Here is a 22,168-nt window from a genome sequence, read left to right on the forward strand (position 1 = left end):
GGTTTATTCTTCCATTATCGGTTGAGGTGAGTCGTCGGGGATTTTAACATGGACCTGGATGATACGCCGACTGTCGGCCATGGCGACCTTAAAAATATAACCATCTATTTCAATGGTTTCACCACGCGCCGGCAGATGGCCGAAGGCTTGCATCACCAGCCCGCCGATGGTGTCCACTTCTTCATCGCTGAAATGGGTGCCGAAGGCCTCGTTAAAATCCTCGATCGGCGCCAGCGCGCGGATGGTAAAGGTATGGCGGTTCAGCTGGCGGATGTCCCGATCTTCCTCGTCATCGTACTCATCCTCGATTTCGCCGACGATAAGCTCCAGGATGTCCTCTATGGTGACCAGGCCGGATACGCCGCCGAACTCATCGATCACAATGGCCATATGGTAGCGCTGGGACCGGAACTCCTTCAGCATCCGATCGACGCGTTTGCTTTCCGGCACCACCACGGCGGGGCGCAAGACTTTATCCATACTGAACGGCTGCGAATTGCTGAGCATGAACGGCAGCAGATCCTTGGCCATCAGGATCCCTTCGATATGATCCTTGTCTTCGCTTATTACCGGGAAACGGGAATGCGCGGATTCGATGATCACGTCCAGGCACTCTTCCAGCGATTGGTTGTTTTTCAGGGTCACAATCTGTGAACGGGGGATCATGATATCCCGGACGCGTTGCTCGGCGATATCCATCACGCCTTCGAGCATATCGCGGGTGTCGGGATCAATCAGCTCGTTTTGTTCGGAATCACGGATGAGTTCCAGCAAATCATTACGATTTTTCGGTTCGCCGTGAAACAGCTGATTAAGGATAAGGGTAAAAAAGCCCTTCTTGGGACTGGGGCTGTCGTTGCTTTGCGAATGGTCGTCGCTCATGGCGTTCAGTTAGTTTCACTCGTAGTGGGTAAGATAGTGTAAACCGGCCCCGTTCCGGGACCGGCGTCGTTTATCAGTCGTTTTTTTCGCTTAAATAGGGATCGGGATAGCCCATGGCCTGCATGATGTCGGCCTCCAGCGCCTCCATCTCCTCGGCTTCGTCATCCTGGATATGATCATACCCTAGCAGATGAAGACAGCCGTGGACAACCATATGCGCCCAGTGCGCGTCCAGAGGCACGTCCTGCTCGGCGGCTTCGCGTTCCACCACCTGGCGGCAGATGATTAAATCCCCGAGCAGCGGCAGTTCAACCTGCGGCGGGGCTTCAAAAGGAAATGACAGCACATTGGTGGGCTTGTCCATGCCGCGATAGGTGAGGTTCAGCTCATGGCTTTCCGCCTCGTCCACCAGGCGGATGGTGACTTCGGCCTCGGTCTGGAACTGCGGCAGCACCGCTTCCAGCCAGCGCATAAAGGTGGGTTCGCCGGGCAAGCCGGCCGTATCGGCGCAGGCCACCTGCAAATCAAGGATCACGCCGTTCATTTGGCCGGCTCCTGGTCATCGCCGGCGGCCGGCTGGGTATTTTGCAGGTGATAATGGGCTTGCGCTTCGCGCCGGCGCTGTTCACCCTGCGCGTCTTTACGCTTCTGGTCGGCGGCTTCCCAGGCTTCGTAGGCGACCACGATGCGGGCCACCACCGGGTGGCGCACCACGTCCTCGCTATGGAAGAAGTTAAAGCTGATTTCCTCCACCTCGGCCAGCACTTCGATAGCGTGGCGCAGGCCGGATTTCGCGTTGCGCGGCAGGTCGATTTGGGTGATATCGCCGGTAATGACCGCTTTGGAGTTAAAACCGATGCGTGTCAGGAACATCTTCATCTGCTCGATGGTGGTGTTCTGGCTTTCATCGAGGATGATAAACGCGTCGTTCAGGGTGCGCCCGCGCATGTAGGCCAGCGGCGCGACCTCAATCACGTTGCGTTCAATCAGCTTCTCGACCCGCTCGAAGCCCAGCATCTCGAACAGCGCGTCATATAACGGACGCAGGTAGGGGTCGACCTTCTGGCTGAGATCGCCGGGCAGGAAGCCGAGCTTTTCACCGGCTTCCACCGCCGGACGGGTCAGCATGATCCGGCGAATCTCCTGGCGCTCCAGCGCATCCACCGCCGCGGCTACCGCGAGGTAGGTTTTACCGGTGCCGGCCGGGCCGACGCCAAAGGTAATATCATGATCGAGAATATGGGCAATGTACTGCGCCTGGTTCGGCGTGCGGGGTTTGATGATGCCCCTTTTGGTCTGGATATTCACCGCTTTGCCAAAGTCCGGCACGCTTTCGGCGGTCTGTTCCAGCACCCGGCTCTCTTTGATGGCCAGGTGGATTTTTTCCGGCTCGATATCGGCCACGACGCCGCGCACAGGGGCCGTATCCACATACAGCGTCAGCAGGATGTTTGCGGCGGCGTCGACGCACAGCGGTTTGCCGACCAGTTTGAAGGCGTTGTCGCGACGATTGATCTCAATGCCCAACCGGCGCTCAAGTTGTTTGATATTGTCATCGAACGGCCCGCACAGGCTCATTAAACGGTTGTTGTCCGCAGGCTCCAGTATGATTTCTTTAGTGTCGACGTTCAAACTTTTCCTCTGGGCCTTTCAGGCCATGTTAGGGAGTAGTGATGATTTTTGACCAGTTTCATAAATGAAGTAAACCGGCGCCAGCGTCAAGGGCAGGCAACGCTAATTTAATATTGGGGCACGATAAGTGAAAAGCAACCGGGAAATAATCTGAACAGCCGGGCGGCGGGGGAGGCCGCCCGGTCTCGGGCGCGGTGGGGATCACGGCTGGAAGGTCCCGACGCCCAGTTCATTCTCTTTGCGGGTGCGGGCGATCACCGAGGCCGGGCTTTCGCTGACGCGCAGCCCCATCTGGTCTTCGGTGCGCACCACCACGCCGCGCAGGGAGTTCGGGTTGACATCGACGATCTCGACATCGACAAACTTGCCGATCATGTCCGGCGTGCCTTCGAAGTTCACCACGCGGTTGTTTTCGGTGCGGCCCGCCAGCTCCATCACGCTTTTGCGCGAGGTGCCTTCCACCAGGATGCGCTGGATAGTGCCCATCATCTGGCGGCTGAACTGCATCGCCTGCAGGATGATGCGCTGCTGCAATATACCCAGCCGCTGTTTTTTCTCGTCCTCGCCGACGTCGTCCACCATATCGGCCGCCGGCGTGCCGGGGCGCGCGGAATAGATAAAACTGTAGCTGGTATCAAAATTGACGTCGGCGATCAGCTTCATGGTCTGCTCAAAATCAGCCTGGGTTTCCCCGGGAAAACCGATGATAAAATCGGAGCTGACCTGGATGCCGGGACGCGCTTTGTGCAGCTTGCGGATGATGGATTTATATTCCAGCGCCGTATGGGCGCGTTTCATCATGGTCAGGATGCGATCCGAGCCGCTTTGCACCGGCAAATGCACAAAACTGACCAGCTCCGGCGTATCGCGGTAGACCTCGATGATATCGTCGGTAAATTCGATCGGGTGGCTGGTGGTAAAACGCACGCGGTCGATGCCGTCGATGGCCGCCACCAGGCGCAGCAGCTCGGCAAAGGTACAGATATCGCCGTCGTAGCTGGCGCCGCGATAGGCGTTGACGTTCTGGCCCAGCAGGTTGACTTCGCGCACGCCCTGCGACGCCAGTTGGGCTATCTCGAACAGGATGTCGTCGCACGGACGGCTGACTTCTTCGCCGCGGGTATAGGGCACCACGCAGAACGAACAGTATTTATTACAGCCTTCCATAATGGAGACAAACGCGCTTGGCCCCTCGGCGCGGGGTTCCGGCAGCCGGTCGAATTTTTCTATTTCAGGGAAGCTGATATCCACTACCGGGCTGCGCGTGCCGCGCACGTGATTGATCATCTCCGGCAAGCGGTGCAGGGTCTGCGGTCCAAAAATGATATCGACATAATGGGCGCGTTCGCGAATATGCGCGCCTTCCTGTGAGGCCACGCAGCCGCCGACGCCGATGATCAAATCCGGATTGGCTTCTTTCAGCGCCCGCCAGCGGCCCAGTTGATGGAATACCTTTTCCTGTGCTTTTTCGCGAATAGAACAGGTATTAAGCAGCAACACGTCCGCTTCTTCGGCGTTGTCCGTCAACTGGTAGCCATGGGTGCTATCCAGCAAGTCGGCCATCTTGGATGAATCGTACTCATTCATCTGACAGCCCCAGGTTTTGATATGCAATTTTTTTGTCATCGGCCAGCTATTACCATATGCACTATTTTAGGTAGTCAAAAAGCCCTTAGGCTCATGCAGGGCGCGTATTGTAATCCTTTGGCGTTGTCGTGACCAGAGGGCTGAGCCTCCGCCACTCTTTCATAATGAAAAATTGCGGTACACTAAGCAAATGTTTAATCATTGACACAAGCATAGCCGAGATGAACACAAACGAAACAGCCTATGATGCGGTGGTGGCGGGGGGCGGCATGGTCGGCGCCCTGGCGGCGTTAATGTTGGCGCAGGCCGGTATGCAGGTGCTGGTGCTGGATCACGTCCCCCTGGCGGAACCGCGGGGGGATGCCCCGCCGGATTTGCGCGTCTCGGCCATCAGCTGCGCATCGGTGGCGCTGCTGCGCCAGGTGGGCGCGTGGGATCGTATCGACCCCCATGTGCGCGTACCCTATCGTCGCCTGGAAACCTGGGAGTGGCAACAGTCCCTGGTCTCCTTCGACGCCGCGGAACTGCATCTGCCTGAACTGGGATTTATGGTGGAGAATATCCGCCTGCAGCGGGCGTTATGGCAGGCGTTTGCCGACTGCGACCGGCTGACGCTGCGAGTCCCGGCCGCCCTGGCGAACATGCGCCATGACGGCGGCAGCTGGCGGCTGGAACTGGATAATGGCGAGAGTATCGGCGCCCGGCTGCTGATCGGCGCCGACGGGGCGCGGTCAACGGTGCGGCAATGGGCGGGCATCGGCACCGTCGGTTGGCAATACCGCCAGTCCTGCATGCTGATAACGGTGGCATGCCCGTACGGCCAGCAGGATGTGACCTGGCAGGAATTCACCCCCGGCGGTCCCCGGGCGTTTTTACCGCTTTACGATAACTGGGCAACGCTGGTGTGGTATGACGGCGCGGCGCGCATCCGCCAGCTGCAGGCGCTGCCGCCGGCCGCCCTGGAGCGCGAGGTACTGGCGGCTTTTCCCTCCCGCCTGGGCGCCGTGAAGGTGCACGGGTCGGGCGCCTTTCCCCTGGTGCGCAGCCATGCCAGGGAGTATGTGCGGCCCGGGCTGGCATTGATCGGCGATGCGGCGCATACCATAAATCCGCTGGCGGGACAGGGCGTCAACCTGGGCTTTCGCGACGCCGAGGCGCTGGCCTCGGTGGTCATCGGCGCGCGCGACCATGATGAGCCCTGGGACGAGCTGCGCATCCTGAAGCGCTACCAGCATCGCCGCTACGGCGATAACCTGCTGATGCAAAGCGGCATGGATGTGTTTTATACCGCCTTCAGCAATAACCTGCCGCCGGTCCGGCTGGCGCGTAACCTCGGCCTGATCCTGGCCCAGCGCGCCGGACCACTGAAAGCGCGGGCGCTGAAGTATGCCCTGGGACTGTGATGTTTGAATAGGGATTATCGCTGAAATGTAAAAAGAGCAAGATATTGCTCTTTTTTTGGCTTTTAGGCTTATCTTGAGCGAGATATTGCTCATGTTGCGCGCCGGCCCGGCCGGCGCCTGCGGGCGCTACATCGCCAGGATCTTTTCTTTTTGCGCGCTGAATTCCTGATCGCTCAATATACCGCGTTCTTTCAGCGCCGCCAGTTTTTCCAATTGGGTAATCACGTCATACTGCGGACGGGCGCTCGATTCCTGCTGCATGGCCAGCTGTTTACTGTGATTTTCCCGGGCGATGTTCACCATATTGGTAAAAGGGGTGACCGCGCCTTTCATCACGTTCTCGATAGTGTAGTTTTGGCTGGCGGTGCTCAGGGTAATGCTGCCGATCATCATCTTGGTGCGCCCGCCCACGGAGATCACGCTCGCCAGGTCCAGGGTAACCTGCTTGAGGCCATAGACCATGCCTTTATCCAGGAAAATAATCCGGTAGTTGGTCAGGGTAATCAGCCAGGTATTGCCGCCCATCAGGCCGGAGACCACCGCCAGCGGGGTTTCACCGTCGGCCAGGATCGCAGGCAAGTAGTAAAACTCTTTTTTAGTGCCGAAGGGCATATCGCCGACCAGCTTGGCCAGACGCTTGTATTCTATTTTTAACTCTTCGATACTTGCTGTTTTAACGTTAATCATCATTGATTCCCAATGAATAATGGTCAAATTATCAATTAATCGTGCCCAAATTACCTCATGTGACGCACAATCAAAGGCCAGAACAGCTCCCTGAAACCTGCCTATTTAAACGGCTAGTACGGATAACGATCTCTTTGTTGACGGCAGCATGCCGCTTTCCACGTCAAACCGACGAGGATTGTGTCCTCAACAATATAACCGATACCATGATCTGGGATTGCTTGCACGGCGTTTAGTTGCAAAAAAATTAGGATAATCCTGATTTTTTAGCGATGCGCTATCATACCTTCAGGGTAAGCCGTACAGCCAGGATAATAGCGAACAACCGTCAATGACCCAAAAATGACGCGGATTGCCCGGGAACCGGGAAAAAATGAATAACGGCGGATTGCCTGGGAGTGAACGGGTATTATCCCCAATGGGCGGATGGCATGATGATATCGCGCATAAGAAAACGGGGCGATGTCTTTCGACAATCGCCCCGCTTACCGCTGCTTGCGCAGTCTTTGTATGGCTGGGGTACCAGGATTCGAACCTGGGGTGGCGGAATCAGAATCCGCTGCCTTACCGCTTGGCGATACCCCAAAAATGTGGTGGCTACGACGGGAATCGAACCTGTGACCCCAGCATTATGAGTGCTGTGCTCTAACCAGCTGAGCTACGTAGCCGAATTATACTTAAAAATTCGGGACTTACAATACTTTTTAAAAAGTTTTTCAACTTTTTTTGGCTGGGATACCAGGATTCGAACCTGGGGGTGGCGGGATCAAAACCCGCTGCCTTACCGCTTGGCTATATCCCAATTATCCAAACGTTTTGCAACTGTAAACTCAATCATACTTCTTTTTTAAACTTCGCCCGCACGTTGCCAACGGCGAAGTTAATGGCTGGGGTACCAGGATTCGAACCTGGGAGTGGCGGGATCAAAACCCGCTGCCTTACCGCTTGGCTATACCCCATCCGCTGCGTAACCGAGTGATGGTGCGGGAGGCGAGACTTGAACTCGCACACCTTGCGGCGCCAGAACCTAAATCTGGTGCGTCTACCAATTTCGCCACTCCCGCAAAGTATGGTGGCTACGACGGGATTCGAACCTGTGACCCCAGCATTATGAGTGCTGTGCTCTAACCAGCTGAGCTACGTAGCCATCTTTCCGCGTGACCTTCATTCGGCGTTGCGGGGCGCATTATGCGTAGTTGCAGAAATTCAGTCAACACCTTTTTTCGGGAATCCGGCTTTGCGCATGCTGTTTGTCTGGCTTATGAGCAACCTGATGATAAAAACCGCATAAGGCCCGATTTTGCCCATTCAGACAAACAAAAACCGGGCCGTTAAGGCCCGGTTCAAACTACAGCCAACGCCCGCGCTTAGTAAGCGGACTGGTGCACGCCCACGGCGCGTCCCGATGGATCGTCCATATTTTTGAAGGACTCGTCCCATTCGATGGCTTTAGCCGATGAACAGGCCACCGACGGACCGCCAGGCACGCATTCCGCCGCGCTTGGCAGCGGGAACAGCTCTTCGAATATTTCACGGTAGAAATACGCCTCTTTCGAGCTCGGCGTATTGTACGGGAAACGGAAATGCGCGTTGGCCAGCTGCCGATCGGTAATCTGCTTGCCGGCAACTTCTTTCAGCGTATCGATCCAACTGTAGCCCACGCCGTCGGAGAACTGCTCTTTCTGCCGCCAGGCAATGCTTTCCGGCAGATAGGACGCAAAGCATTCGCGCAGCACGTGCTTTTCAATTTTACCGTTGCCGCACATCTTATCCTGCGGATTGATGCGCATTGCCACGTCAAGGAAGTTTTTATCCAGGAACGGCACGCGGGCTTCCACTCCCCAGGCGGACATCGCCTTATTGGCGCGGGCGCAGTCATACATATGCAGCGCCTGCAGCTTACGCACCAGCTCTTCGTGAAACTCTTTGGCGTTCGGCGCCTTGTGGAAATAAAGATACCCGCCGAACACTTCGTCGGCGCCTTCGCCGGACAGCACCATCTTGATGCCCATCGCCTTGATTTTACGCGACATCAGGTACATCGGCGTCGAGGCGCGAATGGTGGTAACGTCATAGGTCTCGATGTGGTAAATCACATCGCGGATGGCGTCCAGGCCTTCCTGCACGGTGAAATGCACCTCATGATGCACGGTGCCAAGGTGAGTAGCCACTTCCTTGGCGGCGCGCAGGTCCGGTGATCCTTCCAGGCCGACGGCAAAAGAATGCAGCTGTGGCCACCAGGCTTCGCTGCGCGCGCCGTCTTCAACCCGACGGGCGGCGTATTTTTTGGTAATGGCGGAGATAACCGACGAATCCAGGCCGCCGGACAGCAGCACGCCGTAAGGCACGTCCGACATCAGGTGGCTTTTGACCGACTCTTCCAGCGCGTCGCGCAGCGCCGCCTTGTCGGTGGTGTTGTCTTTGACATTGTCATAAGAGAACCAGTCGCGGGTGTAGTATTCACGGATTTCACCGTCCCGGCTCCACAGATAGCTGCCGGGAGGAAATTCCTTGATGCTGCGGCAAACCGGTACCAGCGCCTTCATTTCCGAGGCGACGTACATCGTGCCGTTTTCATCGTAACCCATATACAACGGGATAATGCCCATATGATCGCGGCCAATCAGGTAGGCGTCTTTCTCGGTATCATAGAGGATAAAGGCGAACATGCCGCGCAGGTCGTCGAGGAAAGCCGGTCCCTTTTCCTGGTACAGGGCCAGGATTACTTCGCAATCGGAACCGGTCTGGAACGCATAGCGATCGCCCAGTTCCTGGCGCAGCGCCTGGTGGTTATAGATTTCGCCGTTTACCGCCAGCACATGGGTATGGGCGGCGTTATATAAAGGCTGAGCGCCGGTATTGACGTCGACGATGGACAGCCGTTCATGGGCCAGGATGGCCTGGTCGCTGGCAAACACCCCGGACCAGTCGGGACCGCGATGACGCATCAGGCGCGACATTTCCAGCGCGGTTTTACGCAGTTCGGTCGGATCCGATTTCAGATCCAATACTCCAAAAATTGAACACATGCTTTTCTTCCTTACGCCGGTCTTTGGGCTAATGCTTAGCTGTTGACATCGATTTAGCACTAAAATGGCACCATTTTTCAAGATCAATCAATGAAAAAAGCCATGCTGCTGGCAATAATGCATTTTAATGCCGTTAATTATGCTGAATCAGCAATAAAAAGGAAAAAACGGCCGATGATTTTGACCGATCGTGAATGGCGTAAAACTGGGATTGGCCGATAATCAATTGGCTTCCAGCAGGCGTTGCAGCAAAACCCCGTTCAGCATCGCGCGCTTGACCAGCGCAAAGGCGCCGATGGCCGAACCGTGATCCAAGGCGGAAATGACCACCGGCAGGTTTTGGCGAAAGCCAATCAGCACCTGATTGTCGATACAGCGCTGTACCGCCGGCAGCAGCACCTTATGCGCCTCGGTGATTTCGCCGGCCAGCACCACTTTTTGCGGGTTGAACAGGTTGATGGCAATCGCCACCGCTTTGCCGAGATGATGGCCCACCTGTTCGATGACTTCGCACGCCAGCGTATCGCCGCGGTTGGCGGCTTTGCAGATGGCGCCGATCTGGCAATTATCTAACGTCAGCCTGCTGGGATAACCCTGGCCGAGCAGGTGGCGCACCCGCTTTTCAATGGCGCCGTTGGCGGCAATGGTCTCAAGGCAGCCAAAATTACCGCAATGGCAGCGCTCGCCCAAAGGGTCGACCTGGATATGGCCGATTTCACCCACGTTGCCGTTGCTGCCGAGGAATATCTGGCCGTTGACCAGGATCCCGGCCCCGGTGCCGCGGTGCAAACGAACCAAAATGGAATCCGCGCACTCCTGGGTCGCACCAAAATAGTGCTCGGCCAACGCCAGGCTGCGAATGTCATGGCCGACAAACGCGGTAAGATGAAAGCGTTGCTGTAAATTTTCCACCAGCGGCCAGGCGCTCACGCTGATATGCGGCATATAGCGCACCACTCCGGAATAGGGATCGACCAGTCCCGGCAAAATAACCGAAATGGCGATAAGCTCCCGGCATTTGCGCTGGATCTGCTCCAGGAAACGGGCGATGGCGATAAACAGCGCCGCTTCCAGCGCCTGCTGGGTGGTTTCCGGCAGGGGAGTGAACTCTTCATAGAGTGATTTGCCGTTCAGGTCGTAGAGGGTAATGGTGGTGTCGTGCCGGCCGAGACGTACGCCGATCGCCTGGAAGGCGCGGGTTTCAGCAACAATGGAAATAGCCCGCCGTCCGCCGGTGGAGGCCTGCTGATCCACTTCACGGATCAGGCCGCGCTCCAGCAGCTGGCGGGTGATTTTGGTGATGCTGGCGGGCGCCAGCTGGCTCTGTTCGGCAATCTGGATGCGCGATATCGGCCCGGTCTTATCGATCAGGCGGTACACCGCAGCGCTGTTGAGCTGCTTGACAAGGTCAACGTTTCCTATCGGTGCTTGTCCGCCTGGGTTCATCAGTCTGTTACTCGCTCATCAGAGGACTTCGTCGCCATTAACGATAGTCCTGGTTATCCGGTAATCGCGGGTGAACGCCGCCAGGTTAGCCACCTTGCCGGCCTGCAGGGTGCCCAGCCGCGCTGCCACGCCCAACGCCTGCGCCGGATAGAGGGTCGCCATACGCAACGCTTCATCCAGCGGGATACCGGCAAATTCGACGCTGTTGCGCACCGCTTCGATCATCGTCAGCGCCGAACCGCTCAGGGTGCCGTTTTCATCCAGGCACAGGCCGTCACGGTAGTATATTGTTTTACCGGCAAAAATGAACCGTTCAATCCGGTTATCCGCGCCGGCGGGGGCGGTGGCGTCGGTAACCAGCACCAGCTTATCGCCCTTGATGCGCTTGGTGTTGCGGATATTGGCGTAACTGACGTGCAGCCCGTCGGCGATAATGCCGCAATAAAGCGACGGCGTGTCGTAAATGGCGCCGATAAGACCGGGCTCGCGTCCGGTGATCGGCGGCATGGCGTTGAACAAATGGGTGGCGAAACCAATGCCGGCGGCAAAACCCGCTTTCGCCTGATCGTAGGTGGCGTTGGAATGGCCGGCCGAGACCAGGATGCCCGCCTGGCCCAACTGACGGATAACCCCGGCGTCAACCTGTTCCGGCGCCAGCGTGATCTGGGCGATGACATCGGCGTTGGCGCACAGGAAAGCGATCATTTCAGGCGAAGGCAAGCGCATCAGCGCCGGATCGTGGGTGCCTTTTTTAATCGGATTCAGGTAAGGCCCTTCCAGGTGCAGGCCCAACGCCTGATGCTTATGCTGCGCCAGGAACGCCCGCATTACGTCGACGGCGCGCCGCATAAACGCATCGGTGCTGGTAATCAGGGTCGGTAAAAAGCTGGTGCAGCCCGATTTTACGTTGGCGCGCTGCATGGTTTCCAGGGTTTCCACCGACAGGGCGTCGAGCGAATCATTGAACTGCACGCCGCCGCAGCCGTTAAGCTGCATGTCGATAAACCCCGGAGCCAGCATGGCGCCGTCCAGATCGCGCCGTTCAATATTCGCGGGCAGCGCGTCGGAGGGACAAACCGCGTCGATCGCGCCGCCGTCGATAACTACCGCATGATGCTCAAGTACTTGATAGCCGGTAAAAATCCGGCCATTGGTCAATGCGTACATCGTTCGCTCCCGATTATCAATCAGCTGTTTTTAAGGCTCTGGGTGCTCGTGGCTTCCAGTTCACGGAAATAGTTTACCGTTTTGACCTTCAGTTCCATCGTGGACGGCTCATCACAGACCATGACCGCTTTAGCATGAAGCTGCAGGCAACTTATTGTCCACATGTGATTCACGTTGCCCTCCACCGCCGCCTGCAATGCCAGGGCCTTATTGTGGCCGATAACCAAAATCATCACTTCTTCCGCGTCCAGCAGGGTGCCGACGCCGACGGTAAGGGCAAAGCGCGGTACCTGCTCGACGTCGTTGTCAAAGAAACGGGAATTCGCCCGGCGGGTTTCCTGCGTCAGGGTTTTGACGCGGGTACGCGAGGCCAGGGACGAGGCCGGTTCGTTGAAAGCGATATGCCCATCGTTGCCTACGCCGCCCATAAACAGATGGATTTTGCCGTAGGACCCGATCTTTTCTTCATAGCGGCGGCATTCTGCGTCGATGTCAGGCGCGTTGCCATTGAGCAGGTTGATGTTTTCCTTGGGGATATTAACATGATCGAAGAAATTGCGATGCATAAACGTGAAGTAGCTTTCCGGATGCGCGGCGGGCAGGCCGACATATTCATCCATGTTAAACGTGACCACATGCTCAAAACTGATCTGGCCCGCTTTATGCATCTCGATAAGATATTTATAAGCCTCCATCGGCGTGCTGCCGGTGGGCAGTCCGAGGATGAAAGGACGATCGGCGGTCGGCTTAAAGGCATTGATGCGCTCGACGATATGACGGGCGGCCCATTTGCCGACGTCGGCGGCGGTTTCTAACGGAATAAGTCTCATTATCGGCCTCTTGGATGGGTTAAAACAGCTGTCCGCAGCATTCTAGCAGTATAGCGGTAGCGCAGACGGCACAAAACGGCAGGGATATAGCTCTCTGACCAGATAGGGAAAGTATACTTTGATTTTTCGTTGTGCAAAATAAGTTTGACATATTTAGTAGAATAAGTCACAAATCTTACCGGTTCAAGGTGATTTCAATCACATATTATCGGTAATTAATTTGCGTCGAAAATTAAACTTTCTACACTGCGTATGACAGGTTCTTCAGGCGCGGTTTTCAGCAGGCATAGGGTTGGGCAGCCCACATTGTGGGTTGATCGATAAGGTCAAAAGGGGAATCAAGGTGAATATACTCAGTTATCTGCAAAAAATAGGCCGCGCATTGATGGTGCCGGTGGCGACATTGCCCGCCGCCGCCATCATGATGGGCGTCGGTTACTGGATAGATCCGGTGGGCTGGGGCGGCGGCAGCGCCTGGGCGGCCTTCTTCATCAAGGCCGGATCGGCCATTATTGAAAATATGTCCCTATTGTTTGCCGTCGGCGTGGCCTACGGCATGTCCAAGGACAAGGATGGCTCGGCGGCATTGTCCGGCCTGGTGGGCTTTTTGGTGGTCACCACGCTGTGCGCTCCGGCTTCCGTGTCGATGATCCAGCATATCCCCCTGGCCGACGTGCCGGCGGCCTTTGGTAAAATCAGCAACAATCAGTTTATCGGCATCCTGGTGGGGATCGTCTCCGCCGAGCTGTACAACCGCTTCAGCCACGTGGAGCTGACCAAAGCATTATCGTTCTTCAGCGGACGACGGCTGGTGCCGATCCTGGTGTCCTTCGTGATGATCCTGGTGGCTTTTGTCCTGATGTACATCTGGCCGTTGGTGTTTAACGCGCTGGTGTCGTTCGGCGAGCATATCCAGCGGCTCGGTTCGGTGGGCGCCGGTATCTACGCCTTCTTTAACCGCCTGCTGATCCCGGTCGGGCTGCACCATGCCCTGAACTCGGTATTCTGGTTCGACGTGGCCGGCATCAACGACATTCCAAAATTCTTCGGCGGCCAGCAGTCCATCGACGCCGGCACCGCCATCGTCGGCATCACCGGTCGCTACCAGGCCGGGTTCTTCCCGATCATGATGTTCGGCCTGCCCGGCGCCGCGCTGGCCATTTATCAATGCGCCCGCCCGGAAAACAGAAGCAAGGTTGCCGGGATTATGATCGCCGGCGCGTTTGCCGCCTTCTTTACCGGCATCACCGAGCCGCTGGAATTCTCCTTTATGTTTGTGGCGCCGGTGCTGTATTTCCTTCATGCGTTATTAACCGGGCTATCGGTATTTATCGCCGCGCAAATGCATTGGATGGCCGGCTTCGGCTTCAGCGCCGGCCTGGTGGATATGGTGCTCTCCTCGCGCAACCCGCTGGCGGTCCACTGGTATATGCTGATCCCGCAGGGACTGGTGTTCTTTGTCATTTATTACCTGGTATTCCGTTTTACCATCAAACGCTTCAACCTGCTGACCCCGGGGCGCGAGCTGGCGGTGGCCGGTGATGAAGGCGACGGTTACAATGTCGATATCGAACCGCCGGTCGCCACCACCCGCGCCGGCGAAACCCAGGCGCTGGCCCGGCGTTATATCAGCGCGATTGGCGGTTCGGAAAACCTGACCGGCATTGACGCGTGCATTACCCGCCTGCGGCTGAATGTGAAGGACTCGTCGCTGGTCAACGAATCCCTGGCGAAAAACCTCGGCGCCCAGGGCGTTATCCGGCTTAATAAGGAAAGCGTGCAGGTCATCGTCGGCACCCGTGCCGAAATCATTGCCGGCGCCATGCGTTCGGTACTGGCCGAGGGGCCGGTCGAGGCCGCCAGATCCGTCTCCCAGGCCCCAGCCGCGCCGCAGCCCGCCGCAACGGTCGTCGACGCGCCGGCGGCGCGTCCGGTGGTGGTCAGCCTGACGTCGCCGATTACCGGTGAAATAGTGCCGTTGGATCAGGTGCCGGACGAGGCCTTTGCCAGCAAAGCGGTCGGTGACGGCGTCGCCATCCGGCCGACCGATAGACTGGTGCTGTCGCCGGCTAACGGCACCCTGATCAAGGTATTTGGCACCCACCACGCCTTTTGCCTGGAAACCGACACCGGCGCCGAAGTTATCGTGCATATCGGCATCGATACCGTAGGGTTGCAGGGACAGGGCTTTACGTGCCTGGTGGAAGAGGGCGGCAAGGTGACCCAGGGACAGCCGATACTGGAGCTGGATCTGGACTATCTCAACGCCCACGCCCGCTCGATGATAAGCCCGGTGGTGGTCAGCAATATGGATCGGTTCGGCGCTATTTCCGCTATCGCCAGCGGCACGGTGGTGGCAGGGGTTACGCCGTTGCTCGACATCACGTCGAAATAAACGGCGCGAAATAATCACCCGCGCTTATCACCCCGGTTCCGGCGCGTCCTCCGCGCCGGACTTTTTTTTTACCCGCCATCGCCCTCGTTGCCCGTCCAGCCCCCGGTTATTCTCCGGCGCCATGGCGCCTATGGTAATATGGCGGCATAGGTTAGCCCCGCCGGCCCGTCATGCCGACCGTATGGCGGCCCCGCGCCATAAGAATTTCTGCAACTAACGGTTGTGTCGGGACGTGGCTTGTTGGAACATAAGCATAATGAATGTCGTGCGTTCGCGTAGAGGAAAAGCAATATGAGTGAGGCAGAAGCCCGCCCAACTAATTTTATTCGTCAAATAATTGACGAAGATTTGGCAACCGGTAAGCACTCTTCCGTGCATACCCGTTTTCCGCCGGAGCCTAACGGTTATCTTCACATCGGGCATGCAAAATCCATTTGCCTGAATTTCGGCATTGCCCAGGATTACCAGGGCCAGTGCAACCTGCGCTTTGACGACACCAACCCGACGAAAGAAGATATCGAATTCGTCGATTCGATCAAACAGGATGTGCAGTGGCTCGGCTTTAAATGGAGCGGCAATATCCACTATTCCTCCGACTATTTCGATCAACTGCACGCATATGCCGTGGAACTGATCAATAAAGGGTTGGCCTATGTGGACGAACTCTCATCGGACGCCATCCGCGAATATCGCGGCAACCTCACCACGCCCGGCAAGAACAGTCCGTTTCGCGATCGCTCGGTGGAAGACAACCTGGCGCTGTTCACCATCATGCGCAGCGGCGGTTTTCCCGAGGGCAGCGCCTGCCTGCGGGCCAAAATAGATATGGCCTCGCCGTTTATGGTGATGCGCGATCCGGTACTGTACCGGATTAAGTTTGCCGAACACCACCAGACCGGCTCGAAGTGGTGCATCTATCCGATGTATGACTTCACCCACTGCATCTCCGACGCCCTGGAAGGCATTACCCATTCGTTGTGTACCCTGGAGTTCCAGGATAACCGCCGTTTGTATGATTGGGTGCTGGAGAATATCAGCATCGACTGCCATCCACGGCAGTATGAATTTTCGCGCCTGAATCTTGAATACGCCATTATGTCCAAGCGCAAGCTGACCCAACTGGTGGCGGACCATATCGTCGAGGGCTGGGACGACCCGCGCATGCCCACCGTCTCCGGCCTGCGCCGCCGTGGTTATACCGCCGCGTCCATTCGCGAATTCTGCCGCCGCATCGGCGTCACCAAGCAGGAAAACAATGTGGAAATCGCCGCGCTGGAAGCCTGCATTCGTGAAGACCTCAATGAAAGCGCGCCGCGCGCCATGGCGGTTATCGACCCGGTAAAACTGGTGATTGAAAATTTACCGGTCGGGCACCAGGAAACCGTGACCATGCCCACTCATCCCAATAAACCTGAAATGGGCGAGCGCCAGGTGGCCTTCAGCCGCGAAATCTATATAGACCGGGCGGATTTTCGCGAAGAGGCCAACAAGCAGTACAAGCGCCTGGTGCTGGGCAAGGAAGTGCGCCTGCGCAACGCCTATGTGATCAAAGCCGAGCGTGTCGAAAAGGACGGGCAGGGCGAGATCACCACCATTTATTGCACCTATGATGCCGAGACCCTGAGCAAGGATCCGGCGGATGGACGCAAGGTGAAGGGCGTTATCCATTGGGTTTCGGCAACCCACGGCGTACCCGCCGAGTTCCGGTTGTACGATCGCCTGTTCAGCGTAGCCAACCCGGGCGCGGCGGAGGATTTTCTCTCCACGATTAACCCGGATTCGCTGGTCATCAAACAGGGCTTTGTGGAAGCCAGCGCGCTGGACGCCGTGCCGGAGCAACCTTATCAATTTGAACGCGAAGGGTATTTCTGCGCCGACAGCCGCTATTTCAGCACAGAGAAACCGGTGTTTAACCGCACCGTCGGCCTGCGCGATACCTGGACCAAGACCGCCGTCTGACCGCGCGTCGGCCCCGCCGCATCCGCATGCCCGCACCGGGCGGCGCGCGCGTTTTAGCGCGCCGCCGGCACCGCTAGCCGGCGCCCCATCCTGGCGGCGCCGATTGCGCCGTTAAACGCCGACGAAGACGCCCTGGCAAATTTTATCTCATCAAACGGCAAGGGCTTGCGAATAAAGTCGCCGGCCCGCGCTATCAGCCGGTCCAAGGGAAAATCCACCATATCCATCACGCCGCCGCCCAGCAGGATAACATCGGGGTCGAACAGATTGATGCCGGTGGCCATCGCCCTGGCCGCCCGATCGATAAAGTCGGCCAGGTAGTCGTCTTGGCCGGCTAGGCTAAATACGTCGGATAGCGCGTAATCCCGCGGCGCGCTGTGATACCAACGCGCCAGCGCCACGCCGGAACAGACGGTTTCCAGGCAGCCCGGATTGCCGCAGCCGCAGCGAATGCCGTCATCGCCTAGCGGGATGTGTCCCAGTTCGCCCGCCACGCCATGCGCCCCCACATAAGGCGCGCCGTTAAGCCAGACCGAAAAGCCAAAGCCGGTGCCCAGATAACATCCCAATACCAGCTTATCGCCCAGGTTTCGTTCGGCCACGTCATAAAACAGCTGCAGGTTGACGTCGCGCTCGAAGGCCACCGGGCATTTCAGGCGTTGCTCCAGCAATGCCGCCAGGTCGACAAAGTCGGCGGCGGCGCAGGGCAGGTTGGGCGTGGACATAATGTTCTTACGGTCCCGCGCGATGGACGCGGGAAAACCAATCATGACGGCGACGGCCTTGGCGCCGTATTGTTGCAAAAACCGCCCGATAAAACGCGACAGGCCGGCCGCCAGGCCGTTTTCCACCACCGGCAGGGTTCGCTCTTTCGCCGTGACCAATACCTCGCCGCCGGGCGATAATAAACAAATCCGGATATGGGTGGCGCCCATATCCACGCCCACGATCGCTCTCTGCCTGCTGCTCATATTAACCGGCCTCTTTCAGGGCGTCCTGGATCTGATCGGTCATCATCTTCCAGGCCTGGTGGATATCCGGCGCGTTATTAAACAGACCGGAGGAGCCGACGATAAACACATCGGCGCCCGCCTTGATAAGCGATCGGTAGGTGCGCCGGTTACAAGAACCGTCGATTTCGATTTCATAATGTAAACCGTGGCCCTCGCGATAGGCCTTGAGCTGGCCGATTTTATCCAGCATCTCGGTGATGAAGGGTTGCCCGGCAAAACCGGGATCGACCGTCATCACGGTAATTTTATCCGCCAGGTGAATATAATATTTCATCATCTCGACCGACGACTCGGGATTGAGGATTAAACCCACCCCCACGCCCAGCGACCTGATTTTTTCAATCAGCCGGAAGGCCTGGCCGGAAAGCGTTTCCGGATGGAGGGTAATCATGCCGGCCCCCGCTTTCGCCAGGGTATCGATGTAATCTTCCGGTCGGGTGACCATCAGATGGCAGTCCAGGGGTTTGCTGGCGAGCCGTTTCACCTGCGCGACAAAAAACGGCGACAGCGTCAGGTTGGGCACAAAATGCCCGTCCATAATATCGATATGGATATAATCCGCGTGATGATCGATAAATTCTATTTGCTCTTTAAACTTCAATAAATCCATGCACATCAAAGAAGGAGATATTTTCATATCGGTCACCTATTTACTAATCAGCCGATCTAAAGCCACGGCGGCGATAATCAATCCCCCCATGACTACTAATTGATAATATGTCTGCACCTGAAGGATGTTAAGTCCATTATTAATAGTGCCAATAATCAAACCGCCAATTACCACCGAGAATATCCGTCCCTTGCCGCCAAAAAAGCTGGTGCCGCCGATAATGGCGCTGGCAATGGCATAAGTTTCAAAGCCAATGCCCGCCAGAGGCTCCGCCGCGCCTAAACGTGCGGTGGATACCACGCCGGCCAGGCCGGCGCAGATACCGGAGATAATAAAAACAATAAGCATATGGAATTTCACATCGATGCCGGAGAAGAAGGCGGAGTTTTTATTTCCGCCCAAGGCATAGATATTCCTGCCAAGCCGGGTGTGCGAGGTAATAAACCAGAGAATGACCGCAATGATCAGCGCAAAAATCACCGGTACCGGAATACCCAATATGCTGCCGGCAAAGAAATTAACAAAACCGAACGAGAAGCCGTATACCGAGTTGGCATCGGAAATCACCAGGGTAACGCCGCGGAAAATGGCATTGGTGCCGAGCGTGATAATAAAGGGATGCAGGCCGGTCCAGTTAACCAGGCAGCCGTTGATGGCGCCCAGCAGTCCGCCGACCGCCACGCCGCCAATCAGCGCGGCCGAGACCGGGTCAAGGCCCGCCAGCATCAGCTTGGCGGTGAGCATGCCCGACAGGGCCAGGATTGCGCCCACCGACAGATCGATGCCCGCGACCAGGATAGCAAAAAACTCGCCCATGCCGATCAATACCGTCACCGAGCTTTGCACTAAAATCTGGGTGATGTTATTGGCCTTCAAAAAATATTCGCTGGAAATCGAGCCGAAAATAGCAACGATGATTGCCAGAATAAAAAACGTGCCGTACTGATCCCAGAATCTCTGGAAGTTAAATTTGGACTTCTCCATTATTATTTACCTCAGCTTTGTGGCAGAGCCCATGTCATGATATCTTCTTCGCCGATATGCTCATTGTTATCGAGAATGTTGGCTAATGTCCCTTCACGGAATATAGCGATCCGATCGCATACGGATATAATCTCGGGGAGTTCGGATGAAACCATTAAAATGGTTTTTCCGGTGGCGGCTAAATTACGCATCACCTTATAAATTTCCGCCTTGGCACCCACATCGATACCGCGGGTGGGCTCGTCAAAAATAATGACCTCCGGCTCGCAGCATAGCCACTTCGATATCAATACCTTTTGCTGGTTGCCACCGGATAATTCAGTGATATTCTGGTCCACCGAACTGCATTTTAATGACAGCAGCTGGCGCTGCTCCTCCGCCAGCTTTCTTTCCGCGGCCGGATCGAATAATCCCACCACGCCTTTATAGCCGCCATCCTTCAGGCTTTTACTGATGGCAATGTTTTGCGCAATGGAAAAATTATCAAAAAAACCGTTTTCACGCCGGCTCTCGGTGATATAGCCCATGCCTTTTTTTAACGCGTCCAGCGGCGATGTCGGGGTGATGTCTACGTTACGCAGCATAACCTTGCCGCTGCTTTTCGGTTCGACGCCGAAGATACAGTTCATGAATTCGGTGCGTCCCGATCCCACCAGACCGGCAAAACCCATGATTTCTCCCTTTTTCACCTGAAAGGAGACGTTCTTGACGCGGCGCTGGTCTTTGCTGGTGATATTGCTCACCTCAAACATGATTTCGGCGTGCCCGCCCTCAACGCCAACCTTCTCCTTCAGCGACCGAAAGCGGTTTTGCACTTCGCGCCCGACCATCAAACGCACGATACCATCGTTGGTCACCTGCTCAATCCGTCCGGAGGCGACGCTGCTGCCGTCCTTCATCACCGTGTAGCGGTTACAGATACGCCGGATCTCGTTGAGCTTATGCGAAATATAGACAATCGCCGTGCCGTCCCGGCGCAGCTGGTTCATGATCAGGAACAGATAATCCACTTCGTTATAGGTCAGGGAAGAGGTCGGCTCGTCCATGATAATAACCCTGGCGTCCAGCATCAGCGTTTTAGCGATTTCCAGCATTTGCTTCTGGCTGATGGAAAGGTTACCGACCTTTTCATCAAGCCGTATTTTAAGACCCACGCGCAATAGCATAATTGCCGCCCTGGTGCGCATGTCGTGCCAATCTACCGTGCTAATACCGAAGACTTTTTTTACCGGCAGCCGGCCGATGAATAAATTTTCCAGCACGGTTAATTCATCAATGACACTTAATTCCTGATAAATAATACCAATGCCCAACTTCGCCGCAATTTTATGGTCGAGCTTGGAATAATCAATATTATCGATATTAATTTTCCCCGCCGTCGGGTCATAAATACCGGAAAGTATTTTCATCAAGGTTGATTTGCCGGCGCCATTTTCACCCAATAACGCATGTATCTCATATGGGTATATTTCCAGATCAACCGATTTCAACGCCTGGACGGGACCAAAGCTTTTGGCGATCCCCTCCATCTTGATATAGGGAGTACTCATATCACTCTCCGGATTAAATACCAGACGGCAAGAATATTCGGCCCTGCGACCTCGGGTTATTTGGTTACCAGAATAGAATCGACGGTTTCTATTTTCGGCTGGGCATCAAGCGCAATCAGCTTGCCGGATTTCACCGTATCCACCAGGATGGCTAAACCGTTAGCGCCAATTTCAGCCGGATTCTGGGCCACGGTGGCGGTCATCATGCCCTGGGCGACCATTTTTCGGGCCTCGGGCACGCCGTCGGTGCCGACTACCAGGATCTTGCCGGTCTTTCCCGCGTTGGCCACCGCCTGCGCCACGCCCATCGCCATGGTGTCATTGGCGCAATAGAAGGCCTTCACCCGGGGGTTGCGCTGCATGACGTTGGTCGCCACGTCCAGGGCCTTGATGCGATCCCAGTCCGCCGGCTGGCTGGCGACCAGTTTGATATGGCTGCCAGCCTTGAATTGCGCGGTGGCGCCGTTGCGCCGCGCTTCGCCTGAGGCGTTACCGGCCTTGCCTTCGATAATGGCGACTTCGCCGCCTTCGGCGCCTAATGTATCGATAATAAATTTAGCGCCCTTCGCGCCGACCGCCACATTATCGGTGGTAATAAAGGCTTCAACATTGCCTTTGGCCTTGGCCAGGTTGGCTAAATCGATTTTTTCGTCCAGGTTAACCAGGTGGATGCCTTTCTGGTACGCCTTGGCGACCGGGATGACCAGATTGACCGCCGATAACGGGGCAAAGGCAATACCTTTATAATTCTTATTGGTTAAATCCTCGAATAATTGTAATTGTGATTGGAAGTCGCCTTCCGAAGGCGAGGCGAAAATATCCACGGTGACGCCGAGATCCCGCGCTTTTTTCTCGATGCCCTGTTTCATCTCAACCCAGAAAGGGTTGGATAATGTTTTCAGGACAACGGCGTAATCGGCCGCCGCATGGGCGACGGTGGATAGCATCAGTCCACAGGCGGCGCCTCCGATCAGTTTAATAAATTTATTCATTG

Annotated in this window: 18 protein-coding genes and 6 tRNA genes; 4 read left to right on the plus strand and 20 right to left on the minus strand. The window is 56.3% G+C overall.

Features of this window, described 5'->3' with window-relative positions; all coding sequences use genetic code 11:
• Positions 1–3: 3 nt before the first annotated feature.
• The 4 genes from corC to miaB all read right to left on the minus strand — a co-directional run bounded on the left by corC (position 4) and on the right by miaB (position 4,140).
• Positions 4–882 carry a CNNM family magnesium/cobalt transport protein CorC gene (gene corC, locus GRH90_RS08100; RefSeq protein ID WP_162365443.1) on the minus strand — a complete coding sequence of 293 codons (879 nt, stop codon included), beginning with the start codon at positions 880–882 and terminating at the stop codon, positions 4–6.
• Between the two features lie 73 nt (positions 883–955).
• Complete coding sequence (ybeY, locus tag GRH90_RS08105; RefSeq protein WP_162365444.1) at positions 956–1,426, minus strand: rRNA maturation RNase YbeY; 471 nt, start codon at positions 1,424–1,426, stop codon at positions 956–958.
• Positions 1,423–2,514 carry a PhoH family protein gene (locus tag GRH90_RS08110; protein WP_162365445.1) on the minus strand — a complete coding sequence of 364 codons (1,092 nt, stop codon included), beginning with the start codon at positions 2,512–2,514 and terminating at the stop codon, positions 1,423–1,425. Before GRH90_RS08110 ends, ybeY begins: the two co-directional genes overlap by 4 nt.
• A gap of 201 nt (positions 2,515–2,715) precedes the next feature.
• Entirely contained in the window at positions 2,716–4,140 is a 1,425-nt protein-coding gene (gene miaB / locus GRH90_RS08115; RefSeq protein ID WP_162365446.1) for a tRNA (N6-isopentenyl adenosine(37)-C2)-methylthiotransferase MiaB, read from the minus strand.
• A 182-nt stretch (positions 4,141–4,322) separates the two neighbouring features.
• Between miaB and ubiF the strand changes: the two genes are divergently transcribed.
• Positions 4,323–5,504, plus strand: coding sequence for a 3-demethoxyubiquinol 3-hydroxylase (ubiF, locus tag GRH90_RS08120; RefSeq protein WP_162365447.1), 1,182 nt, complete (start codon positions 4,323–4,325; stop codon positions 5,502–5,504).
• Positions 5,505–5,630: 126 nt separating this feature from the next.
• On the opposite strand, the gene GRH90_RS08125 is transcribed toward ubiF, so the two are convergent.
• From GRH90_RS08125 to asnB, 8 genes are all read right to left on the minus strand, one after another.
• On the minus strand, positions 5,631–6,194 hold the full coding sequence (locus GRH90_RS08125; protein ID WP_246235944.1) for a PH domain-containing protein: 564 nt from the start codon (positions 6,192–6,194) through the stop codon (positions 5,631–5,633).
• A gap of 508 nt (positions 6,195–6,702) precedes the next feature.
• Positions 6,703–6,776, minus strand: a tRNA-Gln gene (locus GRH90_RS08130).
• 6 nt (positions 6,777–6,782) lie between these two features.
• A tRNA-Met gene (locus GRH90_RS08135) sits at positions 6,783–6,859 on the minus strand.
• 59 nt (positions 6,860–6,918) lie between these two features.
• Positions 6,919–6,993: transfer RNA gene (locus GRH90_RS08140), tRNA-Gln, on the minus strand.
• 82 nt (positions 6,994–7,075) lie between these two features.
• Positions 7,076–7,150: transfer RNA gene (locus GRH90_RS08145), tRNA-Gln, on the minus strand.
• 20 nt (positions 7,151–7,170) lie between these two features.
• Positions 7,171–7,255 (minus strand) — tRNA-Leu (locus GRH90_RS08150).
• Between the two features lie 6 nt (positions 7,256–7,261).
• A tRNA-Met gene (locus GRH90_RS08155) sits at positions 7,262–7,338 on the minus strand.
• Positions 7,339–7,558: 220 nt separating this feature from the next.
• Positions 7,559–9,220 (minus strand): asparagine synthase B, encoded by a 1,662-nt coding sequence (asnB, locus tag GRH90_RS08160; protein ID WP_162365449.1) that lies wholly within the window; start codon positions 9,218–9,220, stop codon positions 7,559–7,561.
• A gap of 90 nt (positions 9,221–9,310) precedes the next feature.
• Between asnB and GRH90_RS26510 the strand changes: the two genes are divergently transcribed.
• The gene (locus GRH90_RS26510) at positions 9,311–9,442 is read left to right on the plus strand and encodes a hypothetical protein (protein ID WP_281352739.1); all 132 of its coding nucleotides are present in this window, start codon (positions 9,311–9,313) and stop codon (positions 9,440–9,442) included.
• Here the strand turns inward: GRH90_RS26510 and nagC are convergent, their stop codons facing one another.
• The 3 genes from nagC to nagB are packed head-to-tail and all read right to left on the minus strand — an operon-like array spanning position 9,443 to position 12,663.
• Positions 9,443–10,666, minus strand: a complete 1,224-nt coding sequence (gene nagC / locus GRH90_RS08165) for a DNA-binding transcriptional regulator NagC (RefSeq protein ID WP_162365450.1) — start codon at positions 10,664–10,666, stop codon at positions 9,443–9,445. It lies immediately after the preceding gene.
• A gap of 18 nt (positions 10,667–10,684) precedes the next feature.
• Positions 10,685–11,833, minus strand: coding sequence for an N-acetylglucosamine-6-phosphate deacetylase (gene nagA, locus GRH90_RS08170; protein WP_162365451.1), 1,149 nt, complete (start codon positions 11,831–11,833; stop codon positions 10,685–10,687).
• A gap of 20 nt (positions 11,834–11,853) precedes the next feature.
• Complete coding sequence (gene nagB / locus GRH90_RS08175) at positions 11,854–12,663, minus strand: glucosamine-6-phosphate deaminase (protein ID WP_162365452.1); 810 nt, start codon at positions 12,661–12,663, stop codon at positions 11,854–11,856.
• A gap of 343 nt (positions 12,664–13,006) precedes the next feature.
• Between nagB and nagE the strand changes: the two genes are divergently transcribed.
• A complete protein-coding gene (gene nagE, locus GRH90_RS08180; protein ID WP_162365453.1) occupies positions 13,007–15,058 on the plus strand; it encodes an N-acetylglucosamine-specific PTS transporter subunit IIBC in 2,052 nt (683 codons plus the stop codon).
• Between the two features lie 291 nt (positions 15,059–15,349).
• A complete protein-coding gene (gene glnS, locus GRH90_RS08185; protein ID WP_162365454.1) occupies positions 15,350–17,017 on the plus strand; it encodes a glutamine--tRNA ligase in 1,668 nt (555 codons plus the stop codon).
• 53 nt (positions 17,018–17,070) lie between these two features.
• On the opposite strand, the gene alsK is transcribed toward glnS, so the two are convergent.
• The 5 genes from alsK to alsB are packed head-to-tail and all read right to left on the minus strand — an operon-like array spanning position 17,071 to position 22,166.
• Positions 17,071–17,988, minus strand: coding sequence for an allose kinase (gene alsK / locus GRH90_RS08190; protein ID WP_162365455.1), 918 nt, complete (start codon positions 17,986–17,988; stop codon positions 17,071–17,073).
• Position 17,989: 1 nt separating this feature from the next.
• A complete protein-coding gene (alsE, locus tag GRH90_RS08195; protein ID WP_162365456.1) occupies positions 17,990–18,667 on the minus strand; it encodes a D-allulose 6-phosphate 3-epimerase in 678 nt (225 codons plus the stop codon).
• 9 nt (positions 18,668–18,676) lie between these two features.
• Positions 18,677–19,624: a D-allose ABC transporter permease gene (gene alsC / locus GRH90_RS08200; protein ID WP_162365457.1), complete on the minus strand. Its 948-nt coding sequence runs from the start codon at positions 19,622–19,624 to the stop codon at positions 18,677–18,679.
• Positions 19,625–19,635: 11 nt separating this feature from the next.
• Positions 19,636–21,174 (minus strand): D-allose ABC transporter ATP-binding protein AlsA, encoded by a 1,539-nt coding sequence (gene alsA, locus GRH90_RS08205; protein ID WP_162365458.1) that lies wholly within the window; start codon positions 21,172–21,174, stop codon positions 19,636–19,638.
• A 56-nt stretch (positions 21,175–21,230) separates the two neighbouring features.
• Positions 21,231–22,166: a D-allose transporter substrate-binding protein gene (gene alsB / locus GRH90_RS08210; RefSeq protein ID WP_162365459.1), complete on the minus strand. Its 936-nt coding sequence runs from the start codon at positions 22,164–22,166 to the stop codon at positions 21,231–21,233.
• Between the last annotated feature and the right edge of the window lie 2 nt (positions 22,167–22,168).

The sequence above is a fragment of the Acerihabitans arboris genome (assembly GCF_010131535.1).
Lineage (GTDB): Bacteria > Pseudomonadota > Gammaproteobacteria > Enterobacterales > Enterobacteriaceae > Acerihabitans > Acerihabitans arboris.

Coding starts and splice junctions, on each gene's coding strand:
- corC (WP_162365443.1), bottom strand. CDS start 882: ATGAGCGACGACCATTCGCAAAGCAACGACAGCCCCAGTCCCAAGAAG.
- ybeY (WP_162365444.1), bottom strand. CDS start 1,426: ATGAACGGCGTGATCCTTGATTTGCAGGTGGCCTGCGCCGATACGGCC.
- miaB (WP_162365446.1), bottom strand. CDS start 4,140: ATGACAAAAAAATTGCATATCAAAACCTGGGGCTGTCAGATGAATGAG.
- ubiF (WP_162365447.1), top strand. CDS start 4,323: ATGAACACAAACGAAACAGCCTATGATGCGGTGGTGGCGGGGGGCGGC.
- GRH90_RS08125 (WP_246235944.1), bottom strand. CDS start 6,194: ATGATGATTAACGTTAAAACAGCAAGTATCGAAGAGTTAAAAATAGAA.
- asnB (WP_162365449.1), bottom strand. CDS start 9,220: ATGTGTTCAATTTTTGGAGTATTGGATCTGAAATCGGATCCGACCGAA.
- GRH90_RS26510 (WP_281352739.1), top strand. CDS start 9,311: ATGAAAAAAGCCATGCTGCTGGCAATAATGCATTTTAATGCCGTTAAT.
- nagC (WP_162365450.1), bottom strand. CDS start 10,666: ATGAACCCAGGCGGACAAGCACCGATAGGAAACGTTGACCTTGTCAAG.
- nagA (WP_162365451.1), bottom strand. CDS start 11,833: ATGTACGCATTGACCAATGGCCGGATTTTTACCGGCTATCAAGTACTT.
- nagB (WP_162365452.1), bottom strand. CDS start 12,663: ATGAGACTTATTCCGTTAGAAACCGCCGCCGACGTCGGCAAATGGGCC.
- glnS (WP_162365454.1), top strand. CDS start 15,350: ATGAGTGAGGCAGAAGCCCGCCCAACTAATTTTATTCGTCAAATAATT.
- alsK (WP_162365455.1), bottom strand. CDS start 17,988: ATGAGCAGCAGGCAGAGAGCGATCGTGGGCGTGGATATGGGCGCCACC.
- alsE (WP_162365456.1), bottom strand. CDS start 18,667: ATGAAAATATCTCCTTCTTTGATGTGCATGGATTTATTGAAGTTTAAA.
- alsC (WP_162365457.1), bottom strand. CDS start 19,624: ATGGAGAAGTCCAAATTTAACTTCCAGAGATTCTGGGATCAGTACGGC.
- alsA (WP_162365458.1), bottom strand. CDS start 21,174: ATGAGTACTCCCTATATCAAGATGGAGGGGATCGCCAAAAGCTTTGGT.
- alsB (WP_162365459.1), bottom strand. CDS start 22,166: ATGAATAAATTTATTAAACTGATCGGAGGCGCCGCCTGTGGACTGATG.